Annotated in this window: 12 protein-coding genes; 6 read left to right on the top strand and 6 right to left on the bottom strand. The window is 75.0% G+C overall.

The window, feature by feature from the left end; genetic code table 11:
• Positions 1-96 precede the first annotated feature (96 nt).
• Genes AB0C84_RS14405 through AB0C84_RS14390 form a run of 4 tightly spaced genes read right to left on the bottom strand, consistent with a single transcriptional unit; the run spans position 97 to position 8,201 of the window.
• A complete protein-coding gene (locus tag AB0C84_RS14405) occupies positions 97-2,250 on the bottom strand; it encodes a DUF4132 domain-containing protein (protein WP_361065469.1) in 2,154 nt (717 codons plus the stop codon).
• Between the two features lie 14 nt (positions 2,251-2,264).
• On the bottom strand, positions 2,265-5,618 hold the full coding sequence (locus tag AB0C84_RS14400) for a DUF4132 domain-containing protein (RefSeq protein WP_361065466.1): 3,354 nt from the start codon (positions 5,616-5,618) through the stop codon (positions 2,265-2,267).
• Positions 5,619-5,655: 37 nt separating this feature from the next.
• Positions 5,656-7,044, bottom strand: a complete 1,389-nt coding sequence (locus AB0C84_RS14395) for an FAD-dependent oxidoreductase (RefSeq protein ID WP_361065463.1) — start codon at positions 7,042-7,044, stop codon at positions 5,656-5,658.
• Between the two features lie 41 nt (positions 7,045-7,085).
• On the bottom strand, positions 7,086-8,201 hold the full coding sequence (locus AB0C84_RS14390) for an amidohydrolase family protein (protein WP_361065460.1): 1,116 nt from the start codon (positions 8,199-8,201) through the stop codon (positions 7,086-7,088).
• Positions 8,202-8,303: 102 nt separating this feature from the next.
• Here AB0C84_RS14390 and AB0C84_RS14385 point away from each other — a divergent pair, with 102 nt between their 5' ends.
• The gene (locus tag AB0C84_RS14385; protein WP_218905752.1) at positions 8,304-9,749 is read left to right on the top strand and encodes a glutamine synthetase family protein; all 1,446 of its coding nucleotides are present in this window, start codon (positions 8,304-8,306) and stop codon (positions 9,747-9,749) included.
• Here AB0C84_RS14385 and AB0C84_RS14380 read toward each other — a convergent pair.
• Entirely contained in the window at positions 9,746-9,931 is a 186-nt protein-coding gene (locus tag AB0C84_RS14380) for a hypothetical protein (protein WP_361065456.1), read from the bottom strand. The genes AB0C84_RS14385 and AB0C84_RS14380 overlap by 4 nt on opposite strands.
• Positions 9,932-10,010: 79 nt before the next feature.
• On the opposite strand from AB0C84_RS14380, the gene AB0C84_RS14375 reads away from it, so the two are divergent.
• On the top strand, positions 10,011-10,544 hold the full coding sequence (locus AB0C84_RS14375; protein WP_246396242.1) for a CGNR zinc finger domain-containing protein: 534 nt from the start codon (positions 10,011-10,013) through the stop codon (positions 10,542-10,544).
• 61 nt (positions 10,545-10,605) lie between these two features.
• Positions 10,606-11,973, top strand: a complete 1,368-nt coding sequence (locus AB0C84_RS14370; RefSeq protein WP_361065453.1) for an aromatic acid exporter family protein — start codon at positions 10,606-10,608, stop codon at positions 11,971-11,973.
• A 40-nt stretch (positions 11,974-12,013) separates the two neighbouring features.
• On the opposite strand, the gene AB0C84_RS14365 is transcribed toward AB0C84_RS14370, so the two are convergent.
• On the bottom strand, positions 12,014-13,450 hold the full coding sequence (locus AB0C84_RS14365) for a hypothetical protein (RefSeq protein WP_361065450.1): 1,437 nt from the start codon (positions 13,448-13,450) through the stop codon (positions 12,014-12,016).
• Positions 13,451-13,614: 164 nt separating this feature from the next.
• Between AB0C84_RS14365 and AB0C84_RS14360 the strand changes: the two genes are divergently transcribed.
• From AB0C84_RS14360 to AB0C84_RS14350, 3 genes are read left to right on the top strand one after another with little or no spacing between them, the layout of a single operon-like run.
• A complete protein-coding gene (locus AB0C84_RS14360) occupies positions 13,615-15,144 on the top strand; it encodes an ABC transporter substrate-binding protein (protein ID WP_361065447.1) in 1,530 nt (509 codons plus the stop codon).
• Positions 15,145-15,161: 17 nt separating this feature from the next.
• On the top strand, positions 15,162-15,710 hold the full coding sequence (locus AB0C84_RS14355; RefSeq protein ID WP_361065444.1) for an NADPH-dependent FMN reductase: 549 nt from the start codon (positions 15,162-15,164) through the stop codon (positions 15,708-15,710).
• A gap of 26 nt (positions 15,711-15,736) precedes the next feature.
• Entirely contained in the window at positions 15,737-16,300 is a 564-nt protein-coding gene (locus AB0C84_RS14350; RefSeq protein WP_258943491.1) for a TetR/AcrR family transcriptional regulator, read from the top strand.
• The last annotated feature ends 10 nt before the right edge of the window (positions 16,301-16,310 follow it).

Below are 16,310 nucleotides of genomic sequence, written 5' to 3'. Positions count from 1 at the left end.
GCGGTGAACTAGACAGCTCCACTTCACAACCGGAGGCCTTCATCTGTCAGACAGACTCACCGATGCCGAGCGGTACAACCTCCCTGGACATCACACCTAGGGCGCGGTCAGGCTCGTCAGGTCGGCGAGCAGTTCCGAGACGAGGACGGGGTCGACGCCCGCGAGGCCGTTCTCGATCGCACTGGACGGGGCGCCGGGCACCGCGCCGATCCAGACCCGCTCGATCGTCTGGACGGGGTTCAGGTCGACCATGCCCACGACGATGCCGGGGCTCAGGTCGACCACGACGGTGACGCCGGGGGCGAGCGTGCAGGAGATCCAGTGCTCGATGCCGTTGTCCTGCGGGGCGCCGCGCTTCCACGTCGTGCGGGTGAGGCCGAGGAACCTGCCGGTGGGGACGGTCAGGCCCTCGAAGCGTTCGAGGCCGCCGCCCGCACCGTCGGCGAGGGTGTGGACGGGACGTCCGAGCTGCGGGAACGGCTGCAGGATCTCGTAGTCGGCGAACACCTGCGACCAGGCGGCCAGCGAGTCGCCCAGCAGCAGCGGATGGGCGATCCGGACGTCCGCCGAGGCCGCGGGCTCGACGGTCTCGTCGTCGAGGTCGGCGAACGTCCGGTCCTCGGCGAGCCGGAACGCCCGGTCGCCGGCCAGCCAGACCAGCCGGCGGGCGAGATGCCACATCAGCGGGTGCGCGACGAGGAACGCGCCGAACTCGTCGCGCGTCCACGCCCGGCCCGAGACCATGGCCGACTCCAGCCGGGCCACCTCGGCGGAGGCGACCGCGCGGACGTCCTTCCGCAGCTCCGCGAAACGCCGGTGGGCGGCCGGGGCCAGGTCGGGGTCGTCCTTGGCGCCGGGCTTCGGCAGAGCCTTGCGGCGCGTCCCGCCCTCGTCCGCCACCTGCGGCCTGAGCTGCTCGTCGAAGGAGACGACGAAGCGGCGCGGGCCGTAGTCGAGCGTGAGGGTCCCGTCGGCGTCCAGGCCGAAGTCGGGGACGAGCCGGTCGGCGAGCTGCCCGGGCGTCAGGCCGCGCCGCTTCGCGATCTGCGCCAGCTTGCGCTGCGCCTCGCCCCGCAGCCCCTTGTACCGGGACTTCTGCGCGATGCCGTTGAGGTGCGTCAGGGCGAGGTCGGTGCCGATGTCGACCAGCGCCTCCAGCCCCTGGACGGCGCTGCTGTAGCCGCCGCTGCGCCCCGGCCACTCCTTGGCCAGCGGGGCGAGCCTGCGGACGACCACGTCGTCGCCGAAGCGTCCGAGGGCCGACAGCACGAACCCGCTGCCCTTGGGCATGCCCGCCGCCTGCCACGCCTCGAACTGCGCCCAGACGAGGGCGGTCAGCGACTCCGGCTCGCAGACCTGGGCGGCGCCGTCCACGACGGCGGTCGCGTCGAGCCGGGCGCCGGGGCTCACCGTCAGGGCGAGCAGCAGGTTGCGGGTCGCGTCGCGCGGCAGCTCCCCGCCTCCGCGCAGGACCGGGCGGGGAAGGGCGTCGGCGTCGAGCCACCTCGGCAGGGACGGCGCCCTGATCGGCGGTTCGACGGGCGCGGAGCTCGGCGGCGCGGCGGCGAGGAGCCGGGCGACCGCTTCGGCCGCCTCGTCCCCGTGGACGCGCGCGGCGCCGACGACGTCTCCCTCGATGGTTCGCAGGGCCTTCACCGCGCCCCGGCGCGGGCCGACGCGCTTGCCCAGCGCGTCGGGCACCAGGTACGGGACGGCCGCCAGGCCGTGCCGGTCGAACCACGCGTGCGCGAGTTTCTGCGCCGACTTGAGCCGGTAGAGCCAGTCGGCGACCATCCGGGCCACGTCGGCGGACAGGAACGGCATCACGACCGGGCCAGTCCCGTAGGGGTTCTGCTTGGCCAGCCGGACCGACACGTCCCAGGCGGCGGTCTCGAAACGCGCCACGATCGGCTGCAGGGAATGGTCGAAGTCCCACGTCACTTGCGGCTCCCACCCGGCCAGCAGCGGCCGCGCGAGATGCTCGGGCGCCTGTGCGAGGAAACCGGCCCGCGTGGGCTCGTAGCCCATCCGCCCGTCGCGGAACTCCTCGGCGGCCTTCTCCCATTCGCCGTCCTGCCAGGACCCGAAGGGACGGACCGCGGCCCACTTCTCGCGCTCGCCGGGTTCCCAGACCACCGCGCGGTCGTCCGGCGGCACCAGGCCGGGGACGGTGATCGGCTCGTCGCCGGACGGCGCGGGGGCGGGCTTGCGCGCCCACGGCGGGTCCAGCAGCGCCTTCGGCAGATCCATGGGGGTTCTCTTTCTCAGGTGAGCGTCGTCAGGTCGGCGATGATCTCGGACACGGTGACCGGGTCGAGGTCGGCGAAGGAGCCCGTGGCGCCGCCGCCGAGCCAGCTCTGCTCGGGGCGGTTCGCCAGGCCGACCGCGTCGAGCCTCTGGTCGGGCAGGGCGTCCACGGCACCGACGGCGATGCCGGGATCGAGGTCGATGACGATGTAGCGGCCTCCGGGAAGCCTCCGGGAGATGAAGGGTTCGATGCCCGCGTCCTGCGGCGCGCCGCGGTCCCAGCCGCGCGAGGTCAGGCCGAGCACCTTGCCGACCGGGACGGTCAGGCCCTCGAAGCGTTCGAGCCTGCCGCGCTGCCCCTCGCCTTCGGCGAGGGTGTGGACGGGGCGTCCGAGCTGCGGGAACGGCTGGAGGATCTCGTAGTCGGCGAACACCTCCGACCAGGCGGCGAGCGAGCCGTCGAGGTCGACCGGATGCGCGACCCGGACCCGCGCCGTGTCGGCGATGGTGACGGCCTCGTCGTCGACGTCGGCGAACGTGCCGTCCTCGGCGACGCGGAACGCGGTCGTCCTCGCGTCCGCCTCCTCGCCCTCGGACGCGAGCCACACCAGGCGCCGGACGAGGTGCCGGACGAGCGGGTGCCCGGCCAGCAGCTCCCGGAACTCCCGCGCGGACCAGCGGCGCCGCGCGACCATGGCCGCCTCCAGGCGGCGGAGCTGGTCGGCGGCGACGGTCCGCACGTCCTTCTTCAGCGCCGAGAACGCCTTGTAGGCGGCCGGGGCGAGCTCCGGATCGTCCTTGGCGCCGGGTTTGGGCAGCGCCTTGCGGCGGGCGCCGCCCTCGTCCGCCACGAACGGCTTGAGCCGCTCGTCGAAGCCGACGACGAAGCGGCGGGGGCCGTAGTCGAGCGTGAGGGTCCCGTCGGCGTCCAGGCCGAAGTCGGGGACGAGCCGGTCGGCGAGCTGCTCGGCGGTCAGCTCCAGCCCGGCGGCGACCTCCTCGATCTTCTCCTGCGCCCTGGCCCTGAGCGCCTTGAACTTCACCCGCTGCGCGATGCCGTGCAGGTGCGTGAGCGCCACGTCGGTGCCGATGGCGGCGAGGACGTCCAGGCCGGTGACGGCCTTGGCGTGCCCGCCGTCGCCGGGCCACGCCCGGATCACCGGGGTCAGGCGGCGGACGGTCTCGTCGTCGCCGGTCTGGCCGAGCTGCGCCAGCGCCCACCCGTCCTTGGACGGCGCGCCGTGCGCCTCCCACTGCCGGAACAGCCGCCAGCCGAACTCGGCGAGGGACTCCCCGTCGCACGCGTCGCGGACCGTCCGCACCCCCGGGTAGACCTCGGCGGGCCGCGACATCGCGAGCATCGTGAGGACGTGCCGCGCGGCGGCGTCCGGCAGCGCCCGCTCGCGGCCGCGCAGCAGGATCTGCGGGAGCAGCCGCACGTCGGCCCAGTCGCCGACCTGCGGGATCTTCGCGGGGAGGACGTCCAGCGGGTCGGCCGTGACCAGCGCCTCGACGGCGTCCGCCGCGCGGTCGCCGTGGACGCGGGCCGCCGCGACGACCGCCTCGGCGCCGTGCCGGTCAGCGACGAACCGCAGCGCCGCCTCGGCGGCGCGGCGCTGGGCGCCCGCCTTGCCGAGCGCGGGCGGCACCAGGGCCGGGACGGCGGCCGTGCCGTGCCGCCGGAACCAGGTCTGCGCGGTCCTGCCCGCCTGCTTGAGCCGGACGAGCCAGTCGGCCATGAGCAGCGCGACCTCGTCGCTCAGGAACGGCAGGAGGACGCCGCCCACGCCCGCGGGGTCGCGGCGCGCCGCGAAGACGGCCGGGTCCAGCGCGTCGAGCTCGAACCGGGCGACGACGACCCGCATCCACTCGCCCACGTACCAGGGGTCGGGCGGCTCCCAGCCCGCCAGGAGCGGGCGGACGAGGCCCTCGGGCGCCTCGATGAAGAGCACGGGCTGCTGGTGGGAGGGCAGCTCGCCGTCCTTGAACTTCTCCACCTGGACGGGCCACTCCAGGCGCTTCACCCAACGCCACATGTGGTGGAGGTCCACCGTCCAGGCGTCCCGCTCGCCGGGCTCCCAGGCGATGCGGCGCGTGCCGGGCGAGGCCAGGTCCTTGATGACGACGGGCTTGGCCTTCGTCCGGGGCCGGGCCCACGGCGGGTCCACGAGCAACGGCGGCAGGGCGTCGCCGGACGCCTCCGGGACCCGGACGATCTTCTCGCGGAGCGCGGCGACCGCCGCGCGGGGCTCCTCCGCGAGCTCCGGCAGCATCTCCTCCACCAGCTCGGGATGGGTGAGCAGGTGGGCCCGCAGGATGTCCTCCGCCTCCGGCGCCCCCGCCGCCGGGGCGAGGAGGCGGAGCGCCCGCCGCGGGTACGCCCGCGCGGCGGCGAGCAACGCGGGCTGGACGTACTTGTGGCGGGCCCGGTCCACGAGTGCCTGGAACGCCTCGTCCACGGGGAGCCGCGCGAGCACGTCCAGCAGACTCCGGTACGTGTCGGTGTCGGTGTACTGGCCTTCCAAGGCTCCGGCCACCAGCGGCACCGCGCCGGACGGGCCGACACCGTCGACGAGGGTCGCGACGACGCTCGTCCTGCGGTCGTAGTAGCCGAGCGGCAGGACGGCCGGGTCGGCCTGCTCCGGTCCACCGAGCGCGCAGAACAGCATCCACCGGTGCACCGAGTAGGGCGGCAGGCCGATGACCGCCGGGTCGGCGCGGAGCTCGTCCACCCAGTCCCGCCTGGTCGGCACCAGGTAGGACACGACCATCCGCTGCAGAGGCGTCCGGCGCCGGCCCGCCAGCACCTCGACGGCCGCGGCGTACACGTCGTCGTCAGCGGCGGCCAGCAGGGCGCGCAGGTGCCGTGCGGCATCCTCCTCCGACCACCATTCGCGGTAGTTGCCCGGCGTCCCGGTCCAGCGCACACCGGTCCAGGTCGCCTGGCTCCCCGCCTGCCGGTAGTCGCTCGTGACCTCGGGCAGCTCGGCAAAGGCGGCCGCCGCGAACGGCAGGCCGTGCTCGGCGGCCCACGCGTCCCGGAACGGGTCCTTTCCTCCGGATTCGAGCAGGCCGCCCTTGGACACCGCGACGGTCGCGACCACCGCCGCGCCCAGCGCGTCGGCCTCGCCCTTCAGGTAGGCGCGGCCGTGCTCGGCGAGCTCGGGCTCCGTGCCGGGCAGCGCGAGGACGTCCTCGACGCCGGCCCTGGCGGCCTCCACCAGCGCCCGCGCCCTGCCCACCGCGGCGGCGTCGATCCGCGCCGGCGGCCACGGCCCCGGACGGTCACGGCGGGGATGCGCGACCCGCCGCCACGCGTCCGGCATCACCCAGGTGCTCTCGTCGGCCGCCACCGGCCCCGCAGTCGCCATGAGCCCACACCGTAGGGGAGATCACCGACAAAGCGGATCAGGACGCGGAGCGCATGTCCCGCTCGACGGCGTCGGCGGCCTTGCGCGCGGCGACCAGCACGGGGTCCCAGACGGGCGCGAACGGCGGCGCGTACCCGAGGTCGAGGCCCGTCATCTCCTCCACCGTCATCCCGTTCCACAGCGCGATCGCCAGGCCGTCGACGCGCTTGGCGGCGTTCTCCTCGCCGACGATCTGCGCGCCGAGCAGCCGTCCGGAACGGCGCTCGGCGATCAGTTTGGTGGTCATCGCGACGGCCCCCGGGATGTAGCCGGCCCGGGTGGTGGACTCGACGGCCACGCTCAGCGTCTCGAACCCGGCCGCGGCCGCCTCGGCCTCGTTCAGCCCGGTCCGCGCGACCTCCACCCGGCAGATCTTGGAGACGGCCGTGCCGACCACGCCGGGGAAGGTGGCGTAGCCGCCGCCGATGTTGATCCCGGCGACGCGGCCCTGCTTGTTGGCGTGCGTGCCGAGCGCGATCGCGACCGGCGCCCCCGACACCAGGTGGCGGGTCTCGACGCAGTCGCCCGCCGCCCACACCCGCTCGGCGCGGGTGCGCATCCGCCGGTCGGTGACGATCCCGCCGGTCGGGCCGGTCTCGATCCCGGCGTCCTCGGCGAGGCCGGTGGCCGGCCGCACGCCGAGCCCGAGGACGACCAGGTCGGCGGGCAGCGCGCCGTCGCGCGTGCGGACCGCGGTGACGTGCCCGTCCGGGGAGGTGTCGAATCCCTCGACCGGCTCCCCCAGGTGCAGCCGCACGCCGATGCCGCGCATCGCCTCCGCGACGATCGCGCCCATGTCCGGGTCGAGGGTGCGCATCGGCTGGTCGGCGAAGTCCACGAGCGAGACCTCCAGACCGCGCATCACCATCGCCTCGGCCATCTCCAGGCCGATGTAGCCGCCGCCCACCACGACGGCGCGGCGCGGGCTCCCCTCCTCCACCGCGCGGCGGATCGCCACCCCGTCGTCGAGCGTCTGCACGCCGTGGACGCCCTTCGCGTCCGCGCCGGGCAGGTCCGGGCGCGCGGGGTCGGCACCGGTCGCGATCACGAGCTGGTCGTAGGGCTCCCAGCGCTCGCCGCCGCCGTCGAGGGAGCGCATCCGCACCCGGCCGCCGCCGGTGTCGATCTCCACGGCCTCGGTGCGCAGCCGTAGCTCGATGCCGCGCTCGCGGAACTCGGCGGGCGTGCGGGCGACGAGCGCGTCCAGCTCTTCCACCACCCCGCCGACGAAGTAGGGGATGCCGCACGCCGAGTAGGACGCGTGGTGCCCGCGCTCCACGGCGACGATCTCCAGCTCGTCCGGGCCGCGCAGCCTGCGGGCCTGGGACGCGGCGCTCATCCCCGCGGCGTCGCCCCCGATGACGAGCAGGCGTTCACGTGCGGCCATTGCGCTTCCTCCCGATCAACGGTTCCGCCGGAAAGATCGGCTCACTCCAGACCGTAGACCCGGCGCGCGTTGCCGGAGGCGACCAGCCCCGCGACCCGCTCGGCGTCGCGGGCCGTCCAGGCGCCGTCCTCCGCTCCCCCGGCCAGGAACCCCGCGAGCCCGCGCCGGAACAGCAGCGCCCCGAGGTGGTAGAGCTCGGCCAGCCCGAACGCGTCCGAGGAGTACAGCACCTTCCCGAACGGCGCCAGCTCCAGCAGCTCGGCGATGAGCGCGGGCGAGCGGTGCCCGAGGTTGTGGGTCGCCAGGCCGGCGTCGACGTGCACGTTCGGCAGCACCTGCGCCAGGTACCCGGCGTTCCGGTGGAACGGGTAGTTGTGCAGCAGCATCGCGGGGACGGGGTCCATGGCGCGCAGCAGCTCGATGAGCAGCAGCGGGTCGCCGCGGCGCAGGTCGGCGTCCGCGTCCCCGTAGCCGACGTGGAACTGCACGGGCAGCCCGGCGTCCACCGCGCACCACACCAGGAACCGGTGCAGGATCTCGTCGCACACGCGCGGCGGGGCATCGCCGCTCTCCGCCGCGCGCATCAGCCGCCCGGCCGCGCCGGCGACCTCCGCGTCCGACGGCCGCGCGCCCGACAGCTCCAGCCCGGCCCGGTAGGCGGCGATCGACTTGGCCCCCACGGCGTCCGCGGCGTCGAGCCGGGACCGCACCTCGCCGGCGAACCGGCCGGCCTCGACGCCGTCCGCCGCCACCCGCTCCGCGACGGACTCCAGCCGCACGATCTCGTGCGCCCGCGCCCCGGCCAGCCGCCCGAGGCCGGGCGGGTCGAGGATCGCCCGCGGCGTGTAGCCGGTGTCCACGCACAGTGCGTCGAGCCCGGCGGCGGCCAGGAACCGGCGGTTGACCTCGGCGGCTCCCAGCTCGGCCCGGCGCGCCAAATACTCCTCCGGCTCGGCGTGGGCGTCGAGGCCCAGGACGGGCGGGCACCAGCGCCGCAGCGCGAACCCGGCCTGGGTGTCGAACATGCTCACGCCGGGCGGTCCCGCGGTCTCCGCCTCGGTGAGCATCGCCTCGAACGCCGTCCTGCCGAGATCCTCGCCGAGGACGCCGTGGCAGTGGTGGTCGACCAGCCGCAGCGACTCCAGATACTCCAGCACGGCTTCCGCATCCTTCCTGAAACACGACTGCGTTCTCCCTACGATGCCCTTACGGAGCGTGTTCACCTCCCTTCGCCGCCACCCGACCAGGAGCGAGCAACCGTGGAACCCACCTCTCACACCGCACTCCGTGGAAGCGACGCCGGAGGGCGGGTCCTGGACGGGCGCGAGCGGGACCGGCTCGGCGCCCGGGCGGCCGAGGCGGCGCGCAGACTGGCCGGCGAGGGCATCGTCGCCGTCGCGCTGACGTGGGTGGACGTCAGCGGGATCACCCGCACCAAGACCGTCCCGGTGGGCCGGCTGGAGCACGCCGCGGCGTGGGGCGTCGGGATGTCCCCGGTGTTCGACGTGTTCCTGCTGGACGACTCGATCGTGTCCGGGCGCCACATCGGCGGCCCGAGCGGCGACCTGCGGCTGCACCCCGACCTGGACCGGCTCGTCCCGCTGGCCGCCCTGCCGGGCTGGGCGCACGCGCCCGCGCTCCGGTACGCCCAGGACGGGTCCGTCCACCCGCTGGACGCGCGGGCCCTGCTGCGCCGCGAGGCGGACCGGCTCGCCGGGCTCGGCTTCACGGTGAAGGCCGCGTTCGAGATCGAGTGGGCGGTGTCGGACGGCGACGGCGAGGACTTCTCCCCCGCCTGCAAGGGCCCCGCCTACGGGATGACGCGGGTCACCGAGCTGGCCGGCTACCTGCGGGACGTCCTGGAGTCGCTCAGGGCGACGGGCGTGACCGTCGTCCAGCTGCACCCGGAGTACGCGGCCGGGCAGTACGAGGTGTCGGTGGCCGCCGAGGGCCCGGTCGGCGCGGCCGACACCGCCGTGCTCGTCCGGGAGACGATCCGGGCGGTGACGCTACGGCACGGGATGGCCGCCTCGTTCTCCCCCAAGGTCGAGGCCGACTCGGTCGGCAACGGCGCGCACGCCCACCTCAGCCTGTGGCGGGACGGCGCGGCGGACGGCGCGGTGAACGCGATGGCGGGCGGCCCCGGGCCGTACGGGATGACGGCGGCCGGGGAGGCGTTCGCCGCGGGCATCCTGCGCCGGCTGCCCGCGCTGCTCGCGGTAGGCGCGCCGTCGGTGGCGAGCTACCTGCGGCTGATCCCGTCGCACTGGTCGGGCGCGTACGCGTGCTGGGGGCTGGAGAACCGGGAGGCCGCGCTGCGGTTCGTGACGGGGGCCGAGGGCGAGCGGGAGACCGCCGCGAACCTGGAGGTCAAGTGCCTGGACGCCGCCGCCAACCCGTACCTGCTGCTGGCGGCGCTCCTCGCGGCCGGGCGCGACGGCCTCGGCGCCGACCTGAGGCTGCCGGAGCCGGTCGACGTGGATCCGGCGGGCCTGGCGGAGGAGGAGCGCGCCGCGCGGGGCATCGCCCCGCTGCCGGCGTCGCTGGCCGAGTCGGTGGCGGCGTTCGAGGCCGACGCGGTGCTGCGCGAGGCGCTCGGCGAGGCCGTCACCGACACGGTGGCGGCGGTGCGGCGCGGGGAGATCGCGCTGCTGGACGGGGCGACGCCGCAGCAGGTGGCCGCCGCCACCCGCTGGCGGCACTAGCGGTGCTCCGGCGCGCCGTCGCGTCCGGCCGCCGCGACCGGGCCCGGCTCGAAGCGCTGCACGCGCATCTGCGGCCTGCCGCAGGCGCAGCGCGTGTAGGTGACCACTCCCTCGGAGGTGAGGTGCCGCGACAGCACCTCGTAGACATCGGACTCAGGCCAGCCACAGCGTGGGCATTCCACCGCGCATCCCAGGGACGTCTGTAAGGGTTGTAAACAAGATAACATTTACTGATCGGCTGCGGGACCGGAGGCCCGGGTAATGCGCATCACTGGATACAAGAGTCACGGGGTGGCGGCCGCCGCCGCGCTGGTCAACGCCGTGACGAGCGCCGACGGGGACGACTCCCCGGACGCGCTGCGCCGCCTCCTGCGGGAGAACGAGTTCTTCTGGCAGGAGTTCGAGGACGCCGACGCCGCCGACTTCCGGCGCTGGGGGCGGGTCCTGCGCCCCTTCTTCGACGCGGACCGGCTGGAGGAGGCGACGGCGATGCTGAACCGGCTGATGCTGGAGATCCCGATGCATCCGCACCTCGCCGACCACGAGCCGCACGGCCTGCACATGCACTACGCGCCCCCGTCGTCCCGGCTGGTGGAGCGGTTCCGCGCGACCACGCTCATGAACCTCGCCGAACTGGTCGTCGAGCACGGGCTCGGCCGGACGGGCGTCTGCGCCGCCGGCGGCTGCGACCGCGTGTACGCCGACACCTCGCGTGCGGGCCGGCGCCGGTTCTGCTCGGAGGCCTGCGCGAACCGCACGAACGTCGCCGCGTTCCGCGCCCGCCGCCGGGAGTGACCCGGCCCCCGTCGTTTTTGTGATCTTTGTCCACTCCTGTGACCTTTGCCCGCCTGCGGGAATGACAGAGCGCATGTCGCTCGTGTTCTTCCGCCGCCGTTCCGGCGAGGCCGGCCGCGGCGGCCGCTCGCCGCTGCGCGTGGCGACGGAGGTGCGCTCCACCGCGTACCGCATCGCCCGCCTGACGGTCACCGCCACGCTGGCGTTCGTGCTGGCCCTGGAGGTGCTGCCGGCCGGCGGGCCGCAGCCGCTGCTGGCGCCGCTGACCGCGCTGCTCGTCGTGCAGTTCTCCGTCTACCAGACGATCAAGGCGAGCGTGCTGCGGGTCGCCGCCGTCACCTCCGGGGTGCTGATCGCGGTGCTGGCCGCGGGGACCATCGGGTTCTCCTGGTGGACGCTCGGCCTGACGATCCTCGCGGCCCTGGTCATCGGGCACGTGCTGCGCCTCGGCGAGCACGTGCTGGAGGCGCCGATCTCCGCGATGCTGATCTTCGCGCTGGGGTCGGCGAGCGAGGCGGGCGCCGCCGACCGCGTCCTGGAGACCCTGATCGGCGCCGCGACCGGGCTGGCGGCGACGCTGCTGGTGCCGACGGTGCGGGTGCGGCCCGCGGAGGAGGCCGTCCAGGACGTCGCCGAGAGCCTGCGGGAGCTGATCGCCGGCATCGCCGACGGGCTGCGCGGCGAGCGCACCGAGGGCGAGGCGGCCCGCTGGCAGGCGGAGGCCGAGCGGCTCGCCCGCGAGCTCGGCCGCACCGACCGCGAGCTCGGCGCCGCCGAGGAGAGCGTCCGGCTCAACCCGCGGACGCGGGCGCGGCGGCTCATCGACGCCGGCGTCGCGCTGCGCAACGCCATGGAGACGATGGAGCACTTCACGCTGTCGCTGCGCGGGCTGACCCGGTCCCTGGCCGACGACGAGCGGCTCGGGGAGCGGGGCCGGCTGCTCACCGACGCCGAGCTGCGCCGCGAGCTCGGCGACGCGCTGGCCGGGATCGCCGCGAGCGTCGCCTCCTACGGCCGACTGGCCCGCTCGGACCTGACCCGCGACGCCCGGCCGTTCCTCGCCGAGCACGAGCTGGAGGTGCGGGTGGACGTGGCCCGCGAGCGCCGCGCCCGCCTCACCCGGCGGCTGCACGAGCGGGCCGCGGCCGGCGACCTGTGGCCGCTGTACGGGGAGGTGTCCATGGACATCGACCGGCTCATCGAGAACCTGCGCGTCGAGCACCGGGCCCGCGCCCGCGAGCACTGGCGGCGGCACCGCGGCGCCTCGCGGCACCTGCCCGCGCGGCCCGTCCAGGTCGTCCAGCAGGCCGGTCAGCAGCTGCGCCGGGCGGCCGGGTCCGCGGTCGCGGCGGCCGAGCGCGGCGCGGGCGAGACCGAAACGCGCGTCAGCCGGCCCGAGCGGGACGAAGGCCCGTCCTCGGGGGGATGAGGACGGGCCTTCGTGCGGGGGCGGAGCCCCGGTGCGGCGGTCAGCGGAAGGTGGGCTCCAGCACGTCGACGCCGCGGGTGTTGTCGGCGACGTAGACGTACCTGCCGTGCCAGTACGGCTGCCAGGACGCGGCGTCCGCCGGGCGGTAGTAGGCGACCTGCCGCGGGTTCGTCGGGTCCGTGACGTCCAGGAAGCGGGTGCCCTGCGAGTAGAACGACTGGGCGATCACGCCGTCGCGGACGTCGAAGTAGTGGGCCGAGCAGTCCGTGCTCTCGGGGTCGCTGCCCTCCTTGCCGGCCACGCCCCACGTCGCGACGGTGTTCAGCCGGAACTTGTGCTCCGGCGTGGACCGCCAGCCCTCACCGCCGTAGGAGCCCCGCAGCGACGCGATGACGAGCAGGCCGTCGTTGGCGCAGCCGTCGTTGAACGTCTCCTCGGTGACGTACAGCAGCTTCCCGTTGCCCCACCTGCGCGGGTCGGCCGCCTGGTTCTTGGTCTGCCCGACCGCCCGGTAGCTGTTGTGCATGAAGGTGGAGTTGGTGGTGGCCTCGTCCAGCCCGCCGCCCGCGTACGGGACGGGGTCGACCGCGGTGGCCTTGCGCCACTTCTTCCGCACGGGGTCGTAGTGGCGGCCGGTCGTGTAGTAGCCGCGCACGCCGCCGCGCCCGGACGCCCAGGCGACCCCGTCGGAGTCCACCTGGATGTCGTGGGTGTAGTCGGTCTTGCCGTCGTTGCGGCCCGTGTCGATCGGGTCCTTGTGGACCTTCGGCCTGGCCGGGTCGCGGACGTCGGTGACCCAGACGGGGCGCCCGCCCCAGTCCGCGGGCATCCAGCTGGCCTTCGCGGGGCCGCCCGTCCACAGGTACTTGCAGTCGTTGACGCAGGTCGTCGTGTGGCCCGCGGGCACCGTCACGTAGGTGATCTGGCGCAGGCTCTCCGGCTTGGAGGCGTCCACGACGTAGATGCCCGACTCGCCGGTGGCGGTGTTGCCGCCGAACGCGCGCGGGTCCCGGGACAGATAGATGATCTTGCGCTTGGGGTCGAAGTCGGTGTCCTCGGTCTCCCACATGCCGGGCATGTTCAGCTGCCCGACCAGCTTGGGGACGCGGGGGTCGGCGCTGATGTCGTAGGCCTTCAGCCCGAACTCGCCGGTCGCGTACATGATCGTCCGCTTGTGCCGGCCCTGGCCGTAGTCCATGAACATCAGGGAGATGGCGCCCTTGGCGTCCGGGACGCCGCCGACGCGCCGCACGCCCTTGACCGCCTCGGACTTCGTGCTCGCGGCGGCCGCCCGGTGGTAGTGCCCGGCGTGGCCGCCGGCGCCCTCGCCCCCGGTGGCGGCGGCCTGCTCGGTCTGGGTCTTCTCCGGCTCGGGCGGGCACGCCCAGGCGCTGCCGGCCATCAGCGCCACGGACGCCGCGACCGCGACGCCGCCCTGCAGCAGGCGTCCGGAGGGAAAGGATGTGCGGGGGAGCATCGCGCCTCCACGGAATGGATCTTCGCAAGCGCCAGTGTGACCGGCGGCGCCGGCTTGATCAACAGGTCCCCGGGTCACGAAATGGACTCAGCACCGTGAGGACTGGTGGGACCTGACACCGTGGTCTACCCTCCCCTGGACCGCCCAGCTCCCGGGAGAGGCCAGTGAAGAGCTCAGCCCGCACCGCCGCCCTGGTCGCCGGCGCCGTGGCGGTGCTGGTGGCGCCGGTCGCGGCCCTGAAGGCGTGGAGCGAGCCCGCCGACCCGCGGATCTCGGTCGGCGCCCCGGCCCCCGCGACGCTGCTGCCCGGCGACGTCCGCGACGCCTCCGGCCGGATGATCGCGAACGCGGTGTGGACGGGCCTGGTCTCCTTCGACCCGAAGACCGGCGCGCCCGTGAACGCCGCCGCCGCGTCGGTCACCAGCCCGGACCGGCGCGTCTGGACGGTCCGGCTCCGTCCCGGCGCGACGTTCCAGGACGGCTCGCCCGTCACGTCCCGCTCGTTCACCGGCGCATGGACGGCCGTGCTGCGCGAGCGCTGGGCCGGGTCGCGGCTGTTCACCGAGGTCGCCCGCGTGAAGGGCGCCCGCGCGGGCGAGGACGCGGTCGCGGGCCTGGAGGTGAAGGACGGCCTGACCTTCGAGGTGACGCTGGACCGCCCGCTGAACGGGTTCCCCGCCCTCCTCGGCGACCCGGCGTTCTTCCCGGTGCCGGAGAGCGTCCTGGCGTCGCGCGACTGGGCGTCCTACGGCCGCGCCCCGGTCGGCAACGGGCCGTTCCGGGTGAGGTCGCGGACCGCGCGGGAGATCGTCCTGCGCCGCCGCTCGGGCGAGGGTCGCTCCGTGGTCGTCCGGGCGATGCCGGACGCGAAGCGCCAGTACGCCGCGGCCGGCGCCGGGGACCTCGACGTCGCGACGCTCGTGCCGCCGGACCGGCACGAGTCGATGGAGGCCGACTTCGGCGACCGGCACCTCGCCGTCCCCGGCCGCGACGTCACCTACCTGGCGTTCCCGGCCCGGGTGGAGCGGCTGTCGTCCCCCGCCGTCCGGACGGCGCTGTCGATGGCGATCGACCGGTCCGCCGTCACGGAGGGGCCGCTCGGCCACCAGTACTCCCCCGCCGACTCGCTCGTCGCGCCGGGCATCCGCCCCGGCCACCGCGAGGGGCAGTGCCGGTTGTGCGTCCACGACTCCAAGGCGGCGGTCGCCGCGCTGGGCGACGTGGGCGGGCTGAGCGGCCCGCTGAACCTCTGGTACGAGGCGGGCGGGGGCGACGACGCGTGGGTGAAGGCCGTCGCCGCCCAGCTCGGCAGGGAACTGAGACTCGACGCCCGCCCGCGCCCGGTCGCCGACCTGCGCGAGGCCGTGGACTCCCACCAGGTGGACGGCCCCTTCGTCGTCCACGCCACCGCGGCCTACCCGGCGCCCGTCGCCGCGCTGGCGCCGCTGCTGGACGCCGGGACCGGTCTCGACGACGAGTACGCGACCGGCCTCCTCGCCGAGGCCGAGCGCGCGGCCACCCCCGACGAGGGCGTGATCCCCGCGCGCCTCGCCGAGAGCGCCCTGCTGCGCGACATGCCCGCGATGCCGCTGTGGTCCCGCCACGACCACCTGGTCTGGTCCGAGCGCGCCCGCGGCGTCACCGCCGACGCCTTCACCGGCCTGCGCCTGGACCGGCTGACCGTCACCGGCTGACGCATAACCTGACGATCATGACGAACGTGCTGATGCTCTGCGGGAGCCTGCGCAAGGGGTCCACGAACGAGGCGGCGCTGCGCACCGCGCAGGCGGTGGCTCCGGACGGGCTCGACACGACGCTCTACACCGGCATGGGCGACCTGCCGCACTTCAACCCCGACGACGACCGCGAGCCGCTGCACCCGGCCGTCGCGGGACTGCGCGCGGCGATCGGCGCCGCGGACGCGGTGCTGATCTGCACCCCGGAGTACGCGGGCGCGCCGCCCGGCTCGTTCAAGAACCTGCTCGACTGGACGATCGGCGGCGGCGAGATCTACGAGAAGCCGGTCGCCTGGCTGAACGTGGCCTCCCCCTCCGCGCCCACGGGCGGCGGCGACGCGCACGCCTCGCTGCGCAAGGTGCTCGGCTACGCGGGCACCGAGATCGTCGAGGCCGCGTGCGCGCGGATCCCGGTGACCCGGCCCGACGTGGGCGAGGACGGCCTGGTCAGCACCGCGGAGACGCGCGCGCGGATCGCCGGGGCGATGGAGGCGCTGCACGCCGCGATCCGCCCTTGCATTTAGTAGACCAGTCTACCTAGAATCGCCCCATGACACCTCGGGGGGAGACGCGCGAGCGCGTGCTGCGGACGGCGGCGGAGCTGTTCCAGCGGCAGGGCTACCACGGCACCGGGCTCAACCAGGTCCTCGCGGAGAGCGGGGCGCCGAAGGGCTCGCTGTACTTCCACTTCCCGGACGGCAAGGAGCAGCTCGCGTCGGAGTCGGTCGCGCTGTCCGGCCGCGCGGTGGGCGAGGCGCTCGCGGGCGCCCTCGTCGCCGCGCCTGACGCCCGGGCCGGGCTGGCGGCCCTCGGCGACCACTTCGCGCGGGCCCTGCTGGAGTCCGGCTTCGGCAAGGGGTGCCCGGTCGCGACGGTGGCGCTGGAGACGGCCGCCGAGAGCGAGACCATCCGCGCCGCCTGCGACGGCACCTACGCCGAGTGGCAGGACGGCATCGCGGCCGCCCTGCGCGGCTGGGGCGTGCCGGACGAGCGCGCCGATCCGCTGGCCGCGCTCGTCCTGTCGTCGGTCCAGGGCGCCGTCATGCTGGCCCGCGTCCGCCGGGACGTGTCCGTCATCCACGAGGTCACCCGCCAGCTCGGCGACCTGGTCTGAAGGAGTTCTC

This window comes from Actinomadura sp. NPDC048955 (genome assembly GCF_040649435.1).
Lineage (GTDB): Bacteria > Actinomycetota > Actinomycetes > Streptosporangiales > Streptosporangiaceae > Spirillospora > Spirillospora luteofluorescens.
This window is presented reverse-complemented; position numbering and strand designations above follow the sequence as displayed.